Source organism: Micromonospora echinofusca (assembly GCF_017614955.1).
Classification (GTDB): domain Bacteria; phylum Actinomycetota; class Actinomycetes; order Mycobacteriales; family Micromonosporaceae; genus Micromonospora; species Micromonospora echinofusca_A.
In genome coordinates, this window is record NZ_WVUH01000044.1 from 13,541 (window position 1) to 30,242 (window position 16,702).

Sequence of the window (16,702 nt, forward strand, 5' to 3'; positions counted from 1 at the left end):
CACGACGAAGACCAAGGACGAGATGACTACCCAGGCTTCCGCGCCGCCGCCCAGCACCAAGTCACAGGCGCTCCGCTCGTACGACGTCGCCGACTTCCCGACCCTCACCGGGCTGGAGGAGGAGTGGCGTTTCACCCCGCTCAAGCGGCTGCGGGGGCTCGCCGACGGGACGACGGTCGCCACCGCGACGGTCGGGTACGACCAGGTGGCGCTGCCGTCGGGCGTGACCGTCGAGACGATCGGCCACGACGACCCGCGTATCGGTTCCGTGCTCACCCCGTTCGACCGGATCAGCGCGCTGGCGTACGGCGGTGCCGAGCAGGCGCTGCTGGTGTCGGTGACCCCGGAGGCGGTCGTCGCGGAGCCGGCCGTGATCCGGGTGACCGGGACCGGCGCCGGGGGCGTCGCCTTCGGGCACACCTACCTGGAGGTGGGCCGGTTCGCCGAGGTCACCGTGGTGCTGGAGCACACCGGTTCCGCCACCCTGGCCGACAACGTCGAGGTGGCGGTGGCCGACGGCGCCAAGCTGACCCTGGTGACCGTCGCCGACTGGGCGGCCGACGCGGTCCAGGCGCAGCACGTGAAGCTCAGGCTCGGCCGGGACGCGAAGGTGGTGCACGTCCAGGTGACCCTCGGCGGTGACCTGGTCCGGCAGTTCACCAGCGTGGAGTACGCCGGCCGGGGCGGCGAGGCGGAGCTGTACGGGCTCTACTTCGCCGACGCCGGTCAGCACCTGGAGCACCGCCAGCTGGTCGACCACACCGTGCCGGACTGCCGCAGCTACGTCGGCTACCGGGGCGCGTTGCAGGGCGCCAGCGCCCACACCGTCTGGGTCGGTGACGTGCTGATCCAGGCCGCCGCGACGGGCACCGACACGTACGAGATCAACCGGAACCTGCTGCTCACCGACGGTGCCCGGGCCGACTCGGTGCCCAACCTGGAGATCGAGACCGGCGAGGTCGCCGGGGCCGGGCACGCCAGCGCCACCGGCCGGTTCGACGACGAGCAGCTGTTCTACCTGATGGCCCGGGGCATCCCCGCCGACGAGGCGCGCCGGCTGGTGGTGCGGGGCTTCTTCGCCGAGGTGATCAACAAGATCCCGGTCGAGGAGCTGCGCGACCGGCTCGGTGCGGCCATCGAGGCCCGGCTCGTCGAGGCGGGTGCCTGATGATCCGGATCTGCTCCGTGGAGGACCTGCCGAAGGGCTCCGTGCTCAGCGCCGACGTCGACGGCACCCCCCTCGCCGTGGTGCACGGCGGGGACGACCAGTTCTACGCCGTGTACGACCAGTGCTCGCACGCCGCCGTGTCGCTGTCCGAGGGCGAGGTGGAGGGGTGCACGCTGGAATGCTGGCTGCACGGCTCCCGTTTCGACCTGCGTACCGGCCAGCCGACCGGGCTGCCCGCCACCGAACCCGTACCCGTCTACCCCGTCGAGATCCGCGACGGCGCCGTCTACGTCAGCCTGACGCCGAGTAATGGAGTGAACCCGTCATGAGCACCCTGGAGATCCGCAACCTGCAGGCTTCGGTGAAGCTGCCCGAGGGGGAGCTCAAGCCGATCCTGGCCGGGGTCGACCTGACCGTCCGGTCGGGGGAGACGCACGCCATCATGGGCCCGAACGGCTCCGGCAAGTCCACCCTGGCGTACTCCATCGCCGGTCACCCGAAGTACGAGATCACCGGCGGTTCGGTGACCCTCGACGGCTCCGACGTGCTGGCCATGTCCGTCGACGAGCGGGCCCGCGCCGGCCTCTTCCTGGCCATGCAGTACCCGGTCGAGGTGCCGGGCGTCTCGGTGGCGAACTTCCTGCGCACCGCCAAGACCGCGATCGACGGTCAGGCGCCGAAGCTGCGTACCTGGGCCGGCGAGCTGCGCGGCGCGATGGAGAAGCTCCAGATGGACCCGTCGTTCGCCCAGCGCAACGTCAACGAGGGCTTCTCCGGCGGCGAGAAGAAGCGGCACGAGATCGTGCAGCTGGAGCTGCTCAAGCCGAAGGTGGCCATCCTCGACGAGACCGACTCCGGCCTCGACATCGACGCCCTGCGCGTGGTCAGCGAGGGCGTCAACCGGGTCCGGGACACCGGCGACACCGGCCTGCTGCTGATCACCCACTACACCCGCATCCTCCGGTACATCAAGCCGGACTTCGTGCACGTCTTCGTCGGCGGCCGGATCGTCGAGGAGGGCGGCCCGGAGCTGGCCGAGAAGCTGGAGGCCGAGGGGTACGAGCGGTACGTGGCCGGGGCCGGCGCGGCGCGGGCCTGATCCCGGGTAGAACGGAAGGAGGTGCTGTCGAGATGACCACCATCGCGATCCCGGCGGGGATGCCGCAGTACGACGACATGCCCCGCTTCGACGTCGAGCGGGTACGTGCGGACTTCCCGATCCTGGACCGGGAGGTGAACGGCCATCCGCTGGTCTACCTCGACAGCGCCAACACCTCGCACAAGCCCCGTCAGGTGCTGGACGTGCTGGCCGGGCACTACGCGCAGCACAACGCCAACGTGTCCCGGTCGGTGCACACCCTGGGCACCGAGGCGACCGAGGCGTACGAGGGCGCGCGGGCGAAGATCGCCACGTTCGTCAACGCGCCGAGCGTGGACGAGGTGGTGTTCACCAAGAACTCCACCGAGGCGATCAACCTGGTGGCGTACGCCTTCTCCAACGCCTCGCTGCGCGCGGACGCCGACTCCCGGTTCCGGCTGGGCCCCGGTGACGAGGTGGTGATCTCCGAGATGGAGCACCACTCGAACATCGTGCCGTGGCAGCTGCTCTGCGAGCGGACCGGCGCGACCCTGCGCTGGTTCTCGGTCACGGAGAACGGCCGGCTCGACGAGTCGAACCTCGACGAGCTGGTCACCGAGCGGACGAAGATCGTCTCGCTGGTGCACATGTCGAACATCCTCGGCACGGTCAACGCGACCTCGCGGATCACCGCGCGGGTCCGGGAGGTCGGGGCGCTGCTGCTGCTCGACTGCTCGCAGTCGGTACCGCACCTGCCGGTCGACGTCGTCGACCTGGACGCGGACTTCATCGTCTTCACCGGGCACAAGATGTGCGGGCCGACCGGCATCGGCGTGCTCTGGGGGCGGGCCGAGCTGCTGGCGGCGATGCCGCCGGTCTTCGGCGGCGGCTCGATGATCGAGACGGTGACCATGCAGCGGTCCACCTTCGCCGCGCCGCCGGCCCGGTTCGAGGCCGGTACCCCGCCGATCGCGGAGGCGGTGGCGCTCGGCGCGGCGGTGGACTACCTCACCGGGATCGGCATGCGGGCGATCCAGTGGCACGAGAAGGAGATCACCGCGTACGCGCTGGACGCGCTGGCCTCCGTGCCGGGGCTGCGGATCTTCGGTCCGACGGTACCGGTCGGCCGGGGCGGCACCATCTCGTTCGCGCTCGGCGACATCCACCCGCACGACGTCGGCCAGGTGCTCGACGCCCTGGGTGTGCAGGTGCGGGTGGGGCACCACTGTGCCCGGCCGGTCTGCGTGCGCTACGGCGTACCGGCGACCACCCGGGCCTCGTTCTACCTCTACACCACCACGGGGGAGATCGACGCCCTGGTGCGTGGCCTGGAGCAGGTGCGGAAGGTGTTCGGCTGATGCAGCTCGACGGTCTCTACCAGGACATCATCCTGGACCACTACAAGCACCCGCAGGGGCGTGGCCTGCGCGACTGCGCCGACCCGCAGGCCCGGGTGGCGGAGGCCCACCACGTGAACCCGACCTGTGGCGACGAGGTGACCGTCCGGGTCGCCACCGACGGGTCGGTACTGACCGACGTCTCGTACGACGGGATGGGCTGCTCGATCAGTCAGGCGTCGGCGAGCGTGCTGCACGAGCTGCTGCACGGGCGGGCGGTGGCGGACGCGTTCGGGGTGCACGAGGCGTTCGTGGAGTTGATGTCCGGCCGTGGTCAGGTCACGCCGGACGAGGACGTACTGGGTGACGGGGTGGCGTTCGCGGGTGTGGCCCGCTACCCCGCCCGGGTGAAGTGTGCGCTGCTGCCGTGGATGGCGTTCAAGGACGCCGCGGCACGCGCCGGGGTGGGCGCGAGCCCGGAGGTGAAGGCATGAGTAGCGAAGAGACCGCGACCGCGGCGGAGCCGTCGGCGGTGCCGGCCGGTGGGGGCGGCCGGGCCGCCGTCGCCGACGTCGAGGAGGCCATGAAGGACGTCGTCGACCCGGAGCTGGGCATCAACGTGGTCGACCTCGGCCTGGTGTACGGCGTGCACGTCGACGACGACAACGTCGCCACCCTGGACATGACGCTCACCTCGGCGGCCTGCCCGCTGACCGACGTGATCGAGGACCAGACCCGGCAGGCGTTGACCACCGGCCCCGGTGGCGGCCTGGTGCAGGACTTCCGGATCAACTGGGTGTGGCTGCCGCCATGGGGACCGGACAAGATCACTGACGAGGGTCGGGACCAGTTGCGCGCCCTCGGCTTCAACGTCTGAGCGTCACCTGTCGGGCGCGGCACCCTGTTGCGGGTGCCGTGCCCGACGCTTTGGCGCGCCCGGCAACCGGACTCGGCGGGCGTTCCTATGCGTCCGCTTCGGGTAGCCAGGGCGCGAGGACGGCCGGGTCGGTGACAGAGCGTGTCACCCGTTCCCGTTCCGGCGCGGTCAGCGTGAGCGCCCGCAGCCGGGCGCCCCATTCGGGTACCCGCTCCGGCTCCGACAGCTCGATCTCCGACAGCTCGATCAACGCGGCGAGGGCCAGGGCCTGTTCCACGGCCGGCGCCGCGTCGCCGTGTCGACGCAGCCCGGAGTTCAGCGCCCGGAAGGCGGCCCGGTCGTCGTTCTTGAACTCGCGCAGGATCCGCGCGTTGTCCAGCACCCGGGCCAGCCCCGTGAGCCGCTTCGACCCGCCGTACTCCAGTTCTTCCGGTTCGTCGCGCCGGATGAAGACGATGATGTTCCCGGACGGGTCGGTGACGGTGAACCGGGAGGCACCGGGCCGCAGCCGTGTGATCCGTGGCAGTCCGGTGACGAGCACCTTGCCGTAGGCGTGACGCATCGCCGCAGTGAAGGTCTCGTGGTACGGCGCGACCGCGTCGACGAACACCAGAGCGCCGCCGGTCTTGCCGGCTGCCGGGTCCACGCCGTCCGGAGCTTCCCGGTAGTGCAGCTCGACCCCGCTCCACCGGAAGATCTGCCACAGGTACGGCCTGGTCTGCTCGAAGGTCACCGTGAAGCCGAGAGCCCGCCAGAACGCGAGGGTCTCCGCCGGTGCGACGCAGGGCAGCAACGGCACGACGGTCTCGTTGGGCTGGACGCGATTTCCGGTCATCGGCACCTCACCTGGGGTAGCGGTCGGACGGCCCGGCCATTGTGTCCGCGTTCCGCCCCCGGATGCCGCTGTCGAAAGTGACAAACTTCCCGGTCGGCCGCTGGCGGGCACGACGTTTCCCGGCCGGCCCGGACCTGATCTGCGCCGGACTCTGCCGGCCTCCGCCGCGGCCGGCTCGGGCTTCTGTTCCGCGGCCTCGTGGCGCTGGCCCGACGGTTCGGGCTCAGCGCCCGTACCTCGTTCCGGGGCTGCGGCAGACCTGGCGGCGTATTGACGGCGTGGCCGACCCACCCCTATGGTTAACAAACCTAACAGATTGAGAGTTGCTGATATCTGCTTGGGTGGGGTGACGACGGACCCGGCGGTTGCGCCGGCATCCGATCGAGTGGGATCTCCCCGGTTCGCAGGCACCGACCGCTGTCTCACCCATGGGAGTCACCGTGTTCACTTCCCGTGCCCGCCGTCGCGCCGGTCCCCGCCCGGGTGGCGCCGTCGCCGCGCTGCTGCTGCTGGCCAGTCTCCTCGTCGTGGCGGGGAGCCCCCCGGCGCAGGCGGCAGCCGGACTGAGGGCCACCTTCTCCACCGCCGACAACGGCTCCTGGCACCTCGACAAGTACGTGATCACCAACGGCACCGCCAACGCGGTGAACGGGTGGACCCTGGAGTTCGACCTGCCGCCCGGGGTTACCCTGGGCAACGGCTACAACGGCAACATGACGGCCAACGGCAACCACGTCACGGTCACCAACGCCCACTACAACGGCAGCATCCCGGCCGGCGGCAGCACCGAGCCGCACAGCTTCTGGTTCATCGCGTACGGGTCGAACGCCGAGCCGCTCAACTGCCGGATCAACGGCGACAAGTGCGACGGTACCCCCGACCGGGCGCCCGGCACGCCGACCGGGGTGGCGGTGGCCGGCCGTACCACGAAGACGGTCACGTTGACCTGGACGGCCGCCGTGGCGACCGACTTCCCGATCGCCGGCTACGACATCTACCGCAACGGCACCCTCGCGGCCAGCGTCACCGGCGGCAGTGGCGCCGTACCGACCACCGGTACCGTCACCGGCCTGACCCCGAACACCGCGTACACGTTCACGGTGCGGGCCAAGGACACCCGGGGCAACGTCTCGGCGGACAGCGCCCCGGTCGGCGCGACCACACTGAACCCGGCCGACGACACCACGGCGCCCCCGGCGCCGGGCGGCCTGCGCGCCACCGCCAAGACCTCGGCGAGCGTGACGCTGGCCTGGAACGCGGTCACCGACCCCAGCGGCATCGCCGGCTACGACGTGTACCGGGGCGGTGCCCTGGTGCTCAGCACGACCACCGCCACCACCGCCGTGGTCAGCGGCCTGGCACCGCTGACCGCCTACACCTTCACGGTCCGGGCCCGGGACAGCTACGACAACGTCTCACCGGCCAGCGCGGCGCTGAGCGTCACCACCGACGACGCGGTCGGCAGCGGCAAGCATGCCAAGGTCGGCTACTTCGTCCAGTGGGGCATCTACGGCCGGCAGTACTTCGTCAAGAACCTCGACACCTCCGGTGCGGCGGCCAAACTGACCCACATCAACTACTCCTTCGCCAATCTCGACCCGGTCAACCTGACCTGCCTCCAGGGCGTCACCAAGGGCACCACCTCGAACCCACAGGACCCGGACCAGGGGACCGGCGCCGGTGACGCGGAGGCGGACTACGGTCGGGGGTTCAGCGCGGCGCAGAGCGTCGACGGGGTCGCCGACACCGGTTGGGAGCCGCTGCGCGGCAACTTCAACCAGCTCAAGAAGCTGAAGGCGAAGCACCCGCACCTGAAGGTGCTGATCTCCATCGGCGGCTGGACCTACTCCAAGTTCTTCTCCGACGCGGCGGCCACCCCGGCGTCCCGCGAGAAGCTGGTGCGCTCCTGCCTCGACATCTACATCAAGGGCAACCTGCCGACGTACAACGGGGCCGGTGGCCCCGGCGTGGCGGCCGGCATCTTCGACGGCATCGACCTGGACTGGGAATGGCCGGGCGCCGAGGGACACCCCGGTAACCACTGGGGACCGCAGGACAAGGCCAACAACACCGCCCTGTTCGCCGAGTTCCGGCGGCAGCTCGACGCGCTGGGCGCGGGCACCGGCAAACGGTACCTGCTCACCGCGTTCACCCCGGCCGACCCGGCCAAGATCGAGGCCGGCTGGGACATCAGCAGGACCGACGGTACGCCCAGCGTGTTCGACTACATGGACTTCGCCAACGTGCAGGGGTACGACTTCCACGGCGCCGGTTCGGACAACTCGTGGGAGCCCCACCGTACCGGTCACCAGGGCAACCTCTACCGGGATGCGCAGGACCCGTACCCGTTCGACTTCAGCGTGGAGAAGGCGATCCGGACGTACCTCGACGCGGGCGTGCACCCCCGGCAGTTGACCCTCGGCATAGCGTTCTACGGCCGGGGCTGGCAGGGCGTCACCGACGGCGGGGCGAACGGCGAATGGCAGGCGGCCACCGGTGCGGCCCCGGGCCAGTTCGCCGAGGAGGCCGGCACGCGCGGCTACAGCAACCTGCTGGCGATGGTGCCGAACTGCGCCGTCCACCACGACACCCAGTCGGTGTCGACGTACTGCTACACCGGGGCGAACGGCACCTGGTGGACGTACGACGACCCCTGGTCGATCGGATTGAAGACCACCTGGCTCAAACAGCAGGGCCTGCTCGGCGTGATGATCTGGGAGATGTCCGGGGACACCGCCAACGGGGCGCTGATGTCGGCGCTGCACACCGGTCTCTGATCCGTTCGGCCGGCCGCCGGTCGCCCGCCCACCCCCTCCGGGACGGGCGGCCGGCGGCCCGGTCGTGACCGGCGACGCCGGTTCGCGCCGATCCGACCAGCGGAAAACCGGTCGCGCCGGACCCCGGGCCGGGGCACGATCGCCGGGTGATCGAGTCGCCCCCGGACCCCGCCGTTCCCGTCGCCGTGGCCAACACCGCCCGCCGACAGCGGCCGACCGGGGTCCGTGCCTCGACACACCCGCCCCGACCGTCGTGACCGGCGCCTTCCTCGCCGGCCTGCTGGCCGGCTACGGGGTGGCCGTCCCGGTCGGCGCGATCGCTGTCCTCATCCTCGGGCTCAGCGCCCGTACCTCGTTCCGGGTCGGTGCCGGGGCCGCGCTCGCGGTGGCCACCGCCGACGGGCTCTACGCCCTGGTGGCGGTCCTCGGCGGGGCCGTCCTCGCCGACCTGGTCAGCCCGGTGGCCGGTCCGCTGCGCGTGGTCGCCGCCGTGGTGCTGCTCGCCATCGCCGGTCACGGTGCCTGGCGGGCGCTGCGGCACCGGTCGTCGGTCACCCCGGGGCGGACCGGAGCCGGGTTGACCACCCCGGGGCGGGCGTTCGCCGGGGTGCTGGCGCTGACCCTGCTCAACCCGGCCACCGTGCTCTACTTCACGGCCCTCATCCTCGGTCGCCCGGACACCGGCCCGGACCTGCCGGCCGGGGTGCTCTTCGTCGCCGGGGTCTTCCTCGCCTCGGCGAGCTGGCAGTTGCTCGTCGCGGGCGGCGGCAGCCTGGTCGGCCGGCTGCTGACCGGGCCGCGTGGGCGGCTGGTCACCGCGCTGTTCTCCAGCGCCCTGATCACCGCGCTGGCGGTCGCCATGCTGCTGCCCACCTGAGCCCCGGTCGGGCGCACCGGGCACCGGGCCGGCAGCCCGGCCCCCGGGTGCCGTACGGTCCCCTCATGACCAGTCGACCCGCTGCCGGTGGTGGTCGCTGGGTGGATGTCGACCCGGCCCGCCTGGCGCGCTGGGTCGACGGCTTCGCCGAACGGCACGGCGCCCCGGTCACCACCACCGTCGAGGAGTACGGCCTGCTGCTCACCGCCCCGGACGGCGGCACCGCCGAACTGCACACCCCGCCCGGTGCCCCGTCGGCCGTGGACGTCCCCGGGTTCGTCGCCGCGGCTGCCGCGCCCCGCCGGATCGGGCTGCTGCTCGCCCGCAAGGGCGCGGTGGCGGTCGGGGTGGCCGACGGTACCGAACTGCTCTCCTCGAAGGTCGACACCCGGTACGTGCAGGGGCGCACCGCCGCCGGGGGCTGGTCGCAGCAGCGGTTCGCCCGGCGCCGCGACAACCAGGCGAAGGCGGCCCTGGGTGACGCCACCGAGTTGGCCGTCCGGCTGCTGCTGCCCGAGGCGCCGGCGTTGGCCACCCTGGTGACCGGCGGTGACCGGCGGGCGATCGACACGGTCCTCGCCGACCGGCGGCTCGCCCCGCTGGCCGCGCTGCGGGCCGACCGGTTGCTCGACGTGCCCGAGCCCCGGCACGCGGTCCTGGTCGACGCGATCACCGCCGCCCGTGCCGTCCGCATCCTGGTCCGGTAAGGAAGGGCCCCTTCCTATCGTTTCCGGTATAGGAAGGGGCCCTTCCTAACACCTGTGAAAGAGGTCAGCTCCCGCTGCCGAAGGTGTCGCAGGACTTCGGGTCGCCGGTCTGGTACCCCCGGGTGAACCACTCCTTGCGCTGGTCGGACGTGCCGTGGGTGAACTCGTCCGGGTTCACCGGGCGGCCGGACCGCTGCTGGATGGCGTCGTCGCCGATCTTCTCGGCGGTGTCGATCGCCTGGGAGATGTCCTGCTCGCTGATGCTGGTGAAGATCTTCTCGCCCCGGGCGTCGGCGGTGCCGGTGGCGTTCTTGGCCCAGGCGCCGGCGTAGCAGTCGGCCTGTAGCTCCAGCTTGACCGACAGCGCGTTGGCGTTGCCCGGGTCGCGCTGCTGCTGGCGGCGCATCTGCGCCTCGGTGCCGAGCAGGTCCTGCACGTGGTGGCCGTACTCGTGGGCCAGCACGTACGGCTGGGCGAACTCGCCCTCGGCGCCGAGCTGGTCGGCGAGGACCCGGTAGAAGGTCAGGTCGATGTACACCTGGTCGTCGGCGGGGCAGTAGAACGGCCCGACCCCGGAGTCGGCCTGGCCGCAGCCGGTGCTCACCGCCTGGCTGAAGAAGACCGTCTTCGACGGGGAGTACCGCTCGCCGAACGCCTCGGGCAGGGCCCGCTGCCAGTACGCCTGGATCGAGTTGACGTAGAGGGTGTTGCGGCAGTCGAGCTGCTGGAGCGCGTCGTCGGCGGCGCACTTCTGCTCCAGTGCGGTGTTGTCCCCGGCCTCGCCGCCGTCGCCGCCCATCGCGTTCAGCCCGAAGCCGCCCCCGACCAGCGCCACCAGGACGGCGATGATGATGCCGACCAGTCCACCGCGTCCGCCGCCGCCGGCCGGGATGGGGATGGGGATGCCCCCGCCGCCGCCACCTGACCCGCGTCGGTCCTCGACCTGACTGGTGTCGATTCGCGCGTTCTCGTTCAGCTCCATCATGACCCCGATCGCGTGGTGATCCGGTTTCCAGGTAGGTGAATGCCGGACGGATCCGGACCCGGATCCGGTACCCGATGATCTTGATTGGTAATCCGGGCGGCGACTCTCCCGCCGCCCGGTACAATCGGACCGTGCTGCGCTGCGAAGGCTGAACCGCCCCGCGCCGACGGGTTTCACCCGCCGGCGCTTTCGCGTGCCCTGAGTCAGCCCTTCCAGACCCCGAGAGCGAGTCCGCACAAATGATCACTGCCACTGGCCTGGAGTTGCGCGCCGGCGCCCGGATCCTGCTGTCCGACACCACGCTACGCGTACAACCCGGCGACCGGATCGGCCTGGTCGGCCGGAACGGCGCCGGCAAGACCACCACGTTGAAGGTGCTGGCCGGCGAGGGCCAACCGTACGCCGGACAGATCGAACGGCGTGGTGGGATCGGTTACCTGCCGCAGGACCCGCGTACCGGCGACCTGGAGGTCACCGGCCGGGACCGGGTGCTCTCCGCCCGGGGCCTGGACGTGCTGATGGCCGAGATGGCCCGGATCGAGGCGGAACTCGCCGACGGCGCCGACGACCGCCTGGTGCGTCGGTACGGCGCCCTGGAGGACCAGTTCGCCTCGCTCGGCGGGTACGCGGCCGAGGCCGAGGCGGCCCGGATCTGCGCCAACCTCGGGCTGCCCGACCGGGCGCTGGCCCAGCCGATCGGCACCCTCTCCGGTGGCCAGCGCCGCCGGATCGAGCTGGCCCGGATCCTGTTCCGCGACGCCGCCGAGAACGGGGGCGGCATCCTGCTCCTCGACGAGCCCACCAACCACCTGGACGCCGACTCGATCACCTGGCTGCGCGGCTTCCTCGCCGGGCACAAGGGCGGACTGATCGTGATCAGCCACGACGCCTCCCTGCTGGAGGCGGTGGTCAACAAGGTCTGGTTCCTGGACGCCACCCGCAGCGTGGTGGACGTCTACAACCTCGGCTGGAAGGCGTACCTCGAACAGCGCGAGACCGACGAGCGGCGGCGGCGCCGGGAGCGGGCCAACGCGGAGAAAAAGGCCGGCGCGCTGATGGCGCAGGCCGACAAGATGCGCGCCAAGGCCACCAAGACGGTCGCCGCGCAGAACATGGCCCGCCGCGCCGAGCGGCTGCTCTCCGGGCTGGAGGAGACCAGGGTCGCCGACAAGGTGGCCAAGGTCCGGTTCCCCAGTCCCGCGCCGTGCGGCAAGACCCCGTTGACCGCGACCGGCCTGTCCAAGTCGTACGGCTCGCTGGAGATCTTCACCGACGTCGACGTGGCGGTCGACCGGGGCTCGCGGGTGGCCATCCTGGGGCTCAACGGTGCCGGCAAGACCACCCTGCTGCGGATGCTCGGCGGGCTGCTGGAGCCGGACACCGGCGAGATCCGGCCCGGGCACGGGCTGCGGCTGGGCTACTACGCCCAGGAGCACGAGACGCTCGACGTGGACCGTACGGTGCTCGACCACATGCGCAGCGCCGCCTTCGAGCAGAGCGACACCGAGCTGCGCAAGATCCTCGGCGCCTTCCTCTTCTCCGGTGACGACGTGGACAAGCCGGCCGGGGTGCTCTCCGGTGGGGAGAAGACCCGGCTCGCCCTGGCCACCCTGGTCTGCTCCGGCGCCAACGTGCTGCTGCTCGACGAGCCGACCAACAACCTGGATCCGGTCAGCCGGGAGCAGGTGCTCGACGCGATCGCCCGGTACCCGGGGGCGATCGTGCTGGTCACCCACGACCCGGGTGCGGTGCTGGCCCTCAAGCCGGACCGGGCGATCCTGCTCCCCGACGGTGACGAGGACGCCTGGAGCGACGACCTGCTCGAACTGGTCGAGCTGGCCTGACGCGGCACCCCAGCGGCACGCCAGCGTCAGCCGGGGCAGCCCGGCCCGACCGGTCGGGCACCGTGGGTGGTGCGTCCGGGTACCGTCGGCGGTGCGGCAGGGCAGACACCGGGTGCCGGCGGGGCGGTGCCGGTGGGCCGGTCGGGCCGGGACCGGGGTCCGGCGGGGCAGTTCCGGCGCCGGCTCAGCCGGCCAGGTCGACCAGCCGGGCCGGTACGCCGGAGCTGATCAGGATCACCAGGCCGATCAGGATGAACACCGCCGGTACCAGCCAGCGACCGGCCCGTTCCACCAGGCGGACCACCCGGGGGTGACCGCCCAGCCAGGCGGCCGTCGCGCACCACAGTGCGATCAGCACGACGAAGACCAGCAGGAAGACCCCGGTCTGGGCCGGGCCGAGCGCCCGGAACACCGGTACGTAGACGGCGATGTTGTCGGCGCCGTTGGCGATGGTCACCCCGGCCACGCCGAGGGTGCCGCCGACCACCTCGGGTGCCTCGTCGTCGTCCGCGCCGATCAGGGCGCGTACCCCGAGCCCGATCGGTAGCAGGCCGAGCAGCCCGGTCCACGGGTCGGGTACGACCAGCAGCCCGGCGGCCACCACGGCGCTCGCCACGACCAGGGCGCCGATGCCGAGGTACTGCCCCGCGACGATCTGCCCGGGGCGGGGGCGACCGCCCCGCCGGGCCGTCACGAAGAGCACGGTCAGCACGATGATGTCGTCGATGTCGGTGCCGGCGAACACGACGGCCGCGCCGACCGCCGTGCTGAGGAGGTCCATCACCGGCGCAGGGTACGGCTCCGGTTCCAGGGACCGGCACCGGGGTGATTCGCACCTTTCGCCGGCCTGATCGTCACGCTATCCAGAAGCTGACAATGCTGTGCGTGTCGGTTGGCGAAGAGTTGATATCTAGCGCATGATCGTCCGAGGCGGTCTAATAGGTGGGACCGTATCGAACCGCACAGTCTGGGACGTGAGGAATCAACATGGCAGCCACCGGCACAGCCACCAGCACTGAGAAGGGTCGCCGGATCGTCGGGGCCGAGCGGCAGACGCTCGCCAAGGACCTGGTCAAGCGGTACACCTCCGGGGAGAGCATCCGTGCTCTCGCGGCCTCCACCGGCCGCTCCTACGGATTCATCCACCGCGTGCTCACCGAGTCCGGCGTGCAACTGCGTCAGCGCGGCGGGGCCCGTCGGCGCAAGAAGGCGTGACCCGCCCGCACATCTGGTCCGGACCGCTCCCGCGTCGGGGGTTCTGATGACCTCCGACGCCGGCGTCCGGCTGGAATGCGAAGGGCCGGTCGCGACGGTCACGTTGTGCCGGCCCGACGTCCTCAACGCGCAGACCCCCGCCATGTGGCGGGCGCTGCACGACTTCTCCCGCGACCTGCCCGGGGACGTGCGGGTGGTGGTCGTCCGGGGCGAGGGCCGGTCCTTCTCCGCCGGGCTCGACCTGTCCGTCGTACGGGGTGCGGGGGAGGGCTCGATCGCGGGCCTGACCGCGCTCAGCCCAGCGGAGTGCGCGGACCGGATCGCCGAGTTCCAGGCCGGGTTCACCTGGCTGCACCGTCCGGACATCATCTCCGTCGCTGCCGTGCAGGGGCACGCCATCGGCGCCGGCTTCCAGTTGGCGCTCGCCTGCGACCTGCGGGTGCTCGCCGAGGACGCCCGGCTGTCCATGGCCGAGGTGACCCTCGGGCTGGTGCCCGACCTGGCCGGTACCAAGCGTCTGGTGGAGCTGGTCGGCTACGCGCGGGCCCTGGAGATCTGTGCCACCGGTCGACGACTGGACGCCGCGGAGGCCCAGCGGATGGGGCTGGCCACCGTGGTCGTGCCGGCCGCCGAGCTGACCGCAGCGGTGGCCGACCTGACGGCGGCGCTGCTGGCCGGCCCCCGGGACGCGGTGGTGGAGATCAAGGCCCTGCTCGCCGGGGCGACCGGGCGGACCCATGCGGAGCAGCAACGGGCCGAGCGGGAGGCACAGACCCGGCGCCTGCGTGACCTGGCGGGTATCGGCGAGTAGTGCGCCGTCCGGGGAGTGGTCGTCCCGTGCCGTCGTCCGGGTAACAGTAAGGACCGTTCGGGAAGATCCTGGTTACTTCTGAGGTTGTCGTAGCCGTCGGGAGAATGGAGCCCGACGACCCGTACGATCCAGACCCGGAGGTGACGAGTGTCCCATCCGATGCCCGGTGGTGGCGGCATGGGCGGCTGGAGCATGCTCCGGGCCATGCGGGACTCCGACGAGGTGGCCGGTCACCGGCTGGGCCGGGGGACCGCCCGCCGGGTCGTCGCCTTCGCCCGACCGTACCGGCGTGACATCGTGGTCTTCCTGGTCACCGTGGTGTTCGCCGCGGCCATCGGGGTGGCCACCCCGGTCCTGGCCGGTGACGTGATCAACACGATCACCCGGGGCGGCCCGTCCGCCGGCAGCACCATCGTCCGGCTGGCACTGTTCATCGCCGCCCTGGCCGTGGCCGACGCCCTGCTCTCGCTGGCCCAGCGGTGGTACTCGGCGCGGATCGGCGAGGGCATCATCCTCGACCTGCGCACCCAGGTGTACGACCACGTCCAGCGGATGCCGTTGCAGTTCTTCACCCGGACCCAGACCGGTGCGCTGGTCAGCCGGCTCAACAACGACGTGCTCGGCGCCCAGCGGGCGTTCACCTCGACCCTGTCCGGGGTGGTCAGCAACGTCATCCAGCTCGTGCTCACCGCCGGGGTCATGCTCACCCTCTCCTGGCAGATCACCCTGCTGTCCCTGGTGATGCTGCCGGTCTTCATCATCCCGGCCCGCCGGGTCGGCAAGCGGCTCGCCGAGATCACCAAGGAGTCGTACGACCTCGGCGCCAAGATGCATGCCACGATGACCGAGCGGTTCGGGGTGGCCGGGGCCCTGCTGGTCAAGCTCTTCGGCCAGCCGGAGGTCGAGGCGAAGCGGTTCGCCCGCCGGGCCGAGCGGGTCCGGGACATCGGCATCCAGTCGGCGATGTACTCGCGGACCTTCTTCGTGGCGATGCTGCTGGTCGCCTCGCTGGCCCAGGCCCTCACCTACGGGCTCGGCGGCTGGCTCGCGGTCACCGGTGCGGTCAGCGCCGGTACGGTCGTCACCCTGGCCCTGCTGCTCACCCGCCTCTACGGCCCGTTGACCGCGCTGTCCAACGTCCGGGTCGACGTGATGAGCGCGCTGGTCTCCTTCGACCGGGTGTTCGAGGTGCTCGACCTGACCCCGGGCATCGCCGAGCGGCCGGACGCGGTGACCGTACCGCGCGGCAACGGCCGGTTGGAGTTCCGGGACGTGCACTTCCGCTACCCGTCGGCGGCCGAGGTGTCCCTCGCCTCGCTGGAGGACGTCGCCACCCTGGACCGGACGGTCTCCGAGCCGGTGCTGCGCGGGGTCTCGTTCGCCGTCGAACCGGGCCGGATGGTGGCCCTGGTCGGGCCGTCCGGCGCCGGCAAGTCCACCATCTCCATGCTGCTCAGCCGGGTCTACGACGTCACCGACGGGCAGGTCCTCGTCGGCGGGGTGGACGTCCGGGAGGCCACGCTGGCCTCGCTGCGTGACGAGATCGGTGTGGTCACCCAGGACTCCCACCTGTTCCACGAGACGATCGCGGAGAACCTGCGGTACGCGAAACCCGACGCCACCGACGACGAGATCTGGGCGGCGCTGGCCGGTGCACAGGTCGACGGACTGGTCCGGGCGCTGCCCGACGGGCTGGACACCGTGGTCGGCGAGCGGGGCTACCGGTTCTCCGGTGGGGAGAAGCAGCGCCTGGCGATCGCCCGGCTGCTGCTCAAGGCACCGTCGATCGTCGTCCTCGACGAGGCCACCGCCCATCTGGACTCCGAGTCGGAGGCGGCGGTGCAGCGGGCCCTGTCGGTGGCGCTGGCCGGCCGGACCGCGCTGGTGATCGCGCACCGGCTCTCCACCGTGCGGGACGCCGACCAGATCCTGGTCCTCGACGGCGGCCGGATCGTCGAGCGGGGCCGGCACGAGGAGCTGGTCGCGGTGGGTGGCCTCTACGCCGAGCTGTACCGCACCCAGTTCGCGGTCGCCGACTCGCCCCGCCCGTTCGTCGACGCGACCGGCCCCGAGCCGATCCCCGGCCTGCCGCTGGGGGAGTACGTCACCGACGGGGCCCCACCGGCCGCACCGTCGCCGAACTGATCCCACCGTCGGTCGGGCCCGGACGGCGGAACGCGATGCCCGTCCC

At 71.6% G+C, this 16,702-nt stretch carries 16 protein-coding genes; 13 read left to right on the forward strand and 3 right to left on the reverse strand.

The features are described from left to right. Positions 1–22 precede the first annotated feature (22 nt). From sufD to GSF22_RS08065, 6 genes are read left to right on the forward strand one after another with little or no spacing between them, the layout of a single operon-like run. Positions 23–1,168 (forward strand): Fe-S cluster assembly protein SufD, encoded by a 1,146-nt coding sequence (sufD, locus tag GSF22_RS08040; protein ID WP_208812420.1) that lies wholly within the window; start codon positions 23–25, stop codon positions 1,166–1,168. Continuing rightward, positions 1,168–1,497: a non-heme iron oxygenase ferredoxin subunit gene (locus GSF22_RS08045; protein WP_208812422.1), complete on the forward strand. Its 330-nt coding sequence runs from the start codon at positions 1,168–1,170 to the stop codon at positions 1,495–1,497. Before sufD ends, GSF22_RS08045 begins: the two co-directional genes overlap by 1 nt. After that, positions 1,494–2,267 carry a Fe-S cluster assembly ATPase SufC gene (gene sufC / locus GSF22_RS08050; protein WP_208812424.1) on the forward strand — a complete coding sequence of 258 codons (774 nt, stop codon included), beginning with the start codon at positions 1,494–1,496 and terminating at the stop codon, positions 2,265–2,267. Before GSF22_RS08045 ends, sufC begins: the two co-directional genes overlap by 4 nt. A 32-nt stretch (positions 2,268–2,299) precedes the next feature. Beyond that, the gene (locus GSF22_RS08055; RefSeq protein ID WP_208812426.1) at positions 2,300–3,604 is read left to right on the forward strand and encodes a cysteine desulfurase; all 1,305 of its coding nucleotides are present in this window, start codon (positions 2,300–2,302) and stop codon (positions 3,602–3,604) included. Continuing rightward, a complete protein-coding gene (gene sufU / locus GSF22_RS08060; protein WP_208812428.1) occupies positions 3,604–4,077 on the forward strand; it encodes a Fe-S cluster assembly sulfur transfer protein SufU in 474 nt (157 codons plus the stop codon). The genes GSF22_RS08055 and sufU overlap by 1 nt, the downstream gene beginning before the upstream one ends. After that, on the forward strand, positions 4,074–4,460 hold the full coding sequence (locus GSF22_RS08065) for a metal-sulfur cluster assembly factor (protein WP_208812430.1): 387 nt from the start codon (positions 4,074–4,076) through the stop codon (positions 4,458–4,460). Before sufU ends, GSF22_RS08065 begins: the two co-directional genes overlap by 4 nt. Before the next feature lie 85 nt (positions 4,461–4,545). On the opposite strand, the gene GSF22_RS08070 is transcribed toward GSF22_RS08065, so the two are convergent. Next, entirely contained in the window at positions 4,546–5,295 is a 750-nt protein-coding gene (locus tag GSF22_RS08070) for a glyoxalase (protein ID WP_208812432.1), read from the reverse strand. 440 nt (positions 5,296–5,735) lie between these two features. Here GSF22_RS08070 and GSF22_RS08075 point away from each other — a divergent pair, with 440 nt between their 5' ends. The 3 genes from GSF22_RS08075 (at position 5,736) to GSF22_RS08085 (ending at position 9,656) form a co-directional block, all read left to right on the forward strand. After that, complete coding sequence (locus GSF22_RS08075; protein WP_307803828.1) at positions 5,736–8,072, forward strand: glycosyl hydrolase family 18 protein; 2,337 nt, start codon at positions 5,736–5,738, stop codon at positions 8,070–8,072. A 253-nt stretch (positions 8,073–8,325) separates the two neighbouring features. After that, positions 8,326–8,949 carry a LysE/ArgO family amino acid transporter gene (locus GSF22_RS08080; RefSeq protein ID WP_208812436.1) on the forward strand — a complete coding sequence of 208 codons (624 nt, stop codon included), beginning with the start codon at positions 8,326–8,328 and terminating at the stop codon, positions 8,947–8,949. A gap of 65 nt (positions 8,950–9,014) precedes the next feature. Beyond that, positions 9,015–9,656 (forward strand): acVLRF1 family peptidyl-tRNA hydrolase, encoded by a 642-nt coding sequence (locus GSF22_RS08085; protein WP_208812438.1) that lies wholly within the window; start codon positions 9,015–9,017, stop codon positions 9,654–9,656. Positions 9,657–9,720: 64 nt separating this feature from the next. Here GSF22_RS08085 and ypfJ read toward each other — a convergent pair whose 3' ends face one another. Beyond that, positions 9,721–10,638, reverse strand: a complete 918-nt coding sequence (gene ypfJ, locus GSF22_RS08090) for a KPN_02809 family neutral zinc metallopeptidase (protein WP_208812448.1) — start codon at positions 10,636–10,638, stop codon at positions 9,721–9,723. A 242-nt stretch (positions 10,639–10,880) separates the two neighbouring features. On the opposite strand from ypfJ, the gene GSF22_RS08095 reads away from it, so the two are divergent. Then, a complete protein-coding gene (locus GSF22_RS08095) occupies positions 10,881–12,485 on the forward strand; it encodes an ABC-F family ATP-binding cassette domain-containing protein (protein ID WP_208812440.1) in 1,605 nt (534 codons plus the stop codon). 184 nt (positions 12,486–12,669) lie between these two features. On the opposite strand, the gene GSF22_RS08100 is transcribed toward GSF22_RS08095, so the two are convergent. Continuing rightward, positions 12,670–13,266, reverse strand: a complete 597-nt coding sequence (locus tag GSF22_RS08100; protein ID WP_208812450.1) for a cadmium resistance transporter — start codon at positions 13,264–13,266, stop codon at positions 12,670–12,672. Between the two features lie 206 nt (positions 13,267–13,472). Between GSF22_RS08100 and GSF22_RS08105 the strand changes: the two genes are divergently transcribed. The 3 genes from GSF22_RS08105 to GSF22_RS08115 all read left to right on the forward strand — a co-directional run bounded on the left by GSF22_RS08105 (position 13,473) and on the right by GSF22_RS08115 (position 16,656). Beyond that, the gene (locus GSF22_RS08105) at positions 13,473–13,700 is read left to right on the forward strand and encodes a helix-turn-helix domain-containing protein (RefSeq protein ID WP_007462679.1); all 228 of its coding nucleotides are present in this window, start codon (positions 13,473–13,475) and stop codon (positions 13,698–13,700) included. A 46-nt stretch (positions 13,701–13,746) separates the two neighbouring features. Next, positions 13,747–14,511, forward strand: coding sequence for an enoyl-CoA hydratase/isomerase family protein (locus GSF22_RS08110; RefSeq protein WP_208812442.1), 765 nt, complete (start codon positions 13,747–13,749; stop codon positions 14,509–14,511). A 159-nt stretch (positions 14,512–14,670) separates the two neighbouring features. Next, a complete protein-coding gene (locus GSF22_RS08115; RefSeq protein WP_208812452.1) occupies positions 14,671–16,656 on the forward strand; it encodes an ABC transporter ATP-binding protein in 1,986 nt (661 codons plus the stop codon). Positions 16,657–16,702 lie beyond the last annotated feature (46 nt).

Excerpts from the sequence above, each read along its gene's own strand:
- ypfJ (WP_208812448.1), bottom strand. The coding sequence starts at position 10,638 with ATGGAGCTGAACGAGAACGCGCGAATCGACACCAGTCAGGTCGAGGAC.
- GSF22_RS08045 (WP_208812422.1), top strand. The coding sequence starts at position 1,168 with ATGATCCGGATCTGCTCCGTGGAGGACCTGCCGAAGGGCTCCGTGCTC.
- GSF22_RS08105 (WP_007462679.1), top strand. The coding sequence starts at position 13,473 with ATGGCAGCCACCGGCACAGCCACCAGCACTGAGAAGGGTCGCCGGATC.
- sufC (WP_208812424.1), top strand. The coding sequence starts at position 1,494 with ATGAGCACCCTGGAGATCCGCAACCTGCAGGCTTCGGTGAAGCTGCCC.
- sufU (WP_208812428.1), top strand. The coding sequence starts at position 3,604 with ATGCAGCTCGACGGTCTCTACCAGGACATCATCCTGGACCACTACAAG.
- GSF22_RS08095 (WP_208812440.1), top strand. The coding sequence starts at position 10,881 with ATGATCACTGCCACTGGCCTGGAGTTGCGCGCCGGCGCCCGGATCCTG.
- GSF22_RS08100 (WP_208812450.1), bottom strand. The coding sequence starts at position 13,266 with ATGGACCTCCTCAGCACGGCGGTCGGCGCGGCCGTCGTGTTCGCCGGC.
- GSF22_RS08070 (WP_208812432.1), bottom strand. The coding sequence starts at position 5,295 with ATGACCGGAAATCGCGTCCAGCCCAACGAGACCGTCGTGCCGTTGCTG.
- GSF22_RS08085 (WP_208812438.1), top strand. The coding sequence starts at position 9,015 with ATGACCAGTCGACCCGCTGCCGGTGGTGGTCGCTGGGTGGATGTCGAC.
- GSF22_RS08110 (WP_208812442.1), top strand. The coding sequence starts at position 13,747 with ATGACCTCCGACGCCGGCGTCCGGCTGGAATGCGAAGGGCCGGTCGCG.
- sufD (WP_208812420.1), top strand. The coding sequence starts at position 23 with ATGACTACCCAGGCTTCCGCGCCGCCGCCCAGCACCAAGTCACAGGCG.
- GSF22_RS08065 (WP_208812430.1), top strand. The coding sequence starts at position 4,074 with ATGAGTAGCGAAGAGACCGCGACCGCGGCGGAGCCGTCGGCGGTGCCG.
- GSF22_RS08115 (WP_208812452.1), top strand. The coding sequence starts at position 14,671 with ATGCCCGGTGGTGGCGGCATGGGCGGCTGGAGCATGCTCCGGGCCATG.
- GSF22_RS08055 (WP_208812426.1), top strand. The coding sequence starts at position 2,300 with ATGACCACCATCGCGATCCCGGCGGGGATGCCGCAGTACGACGACATG.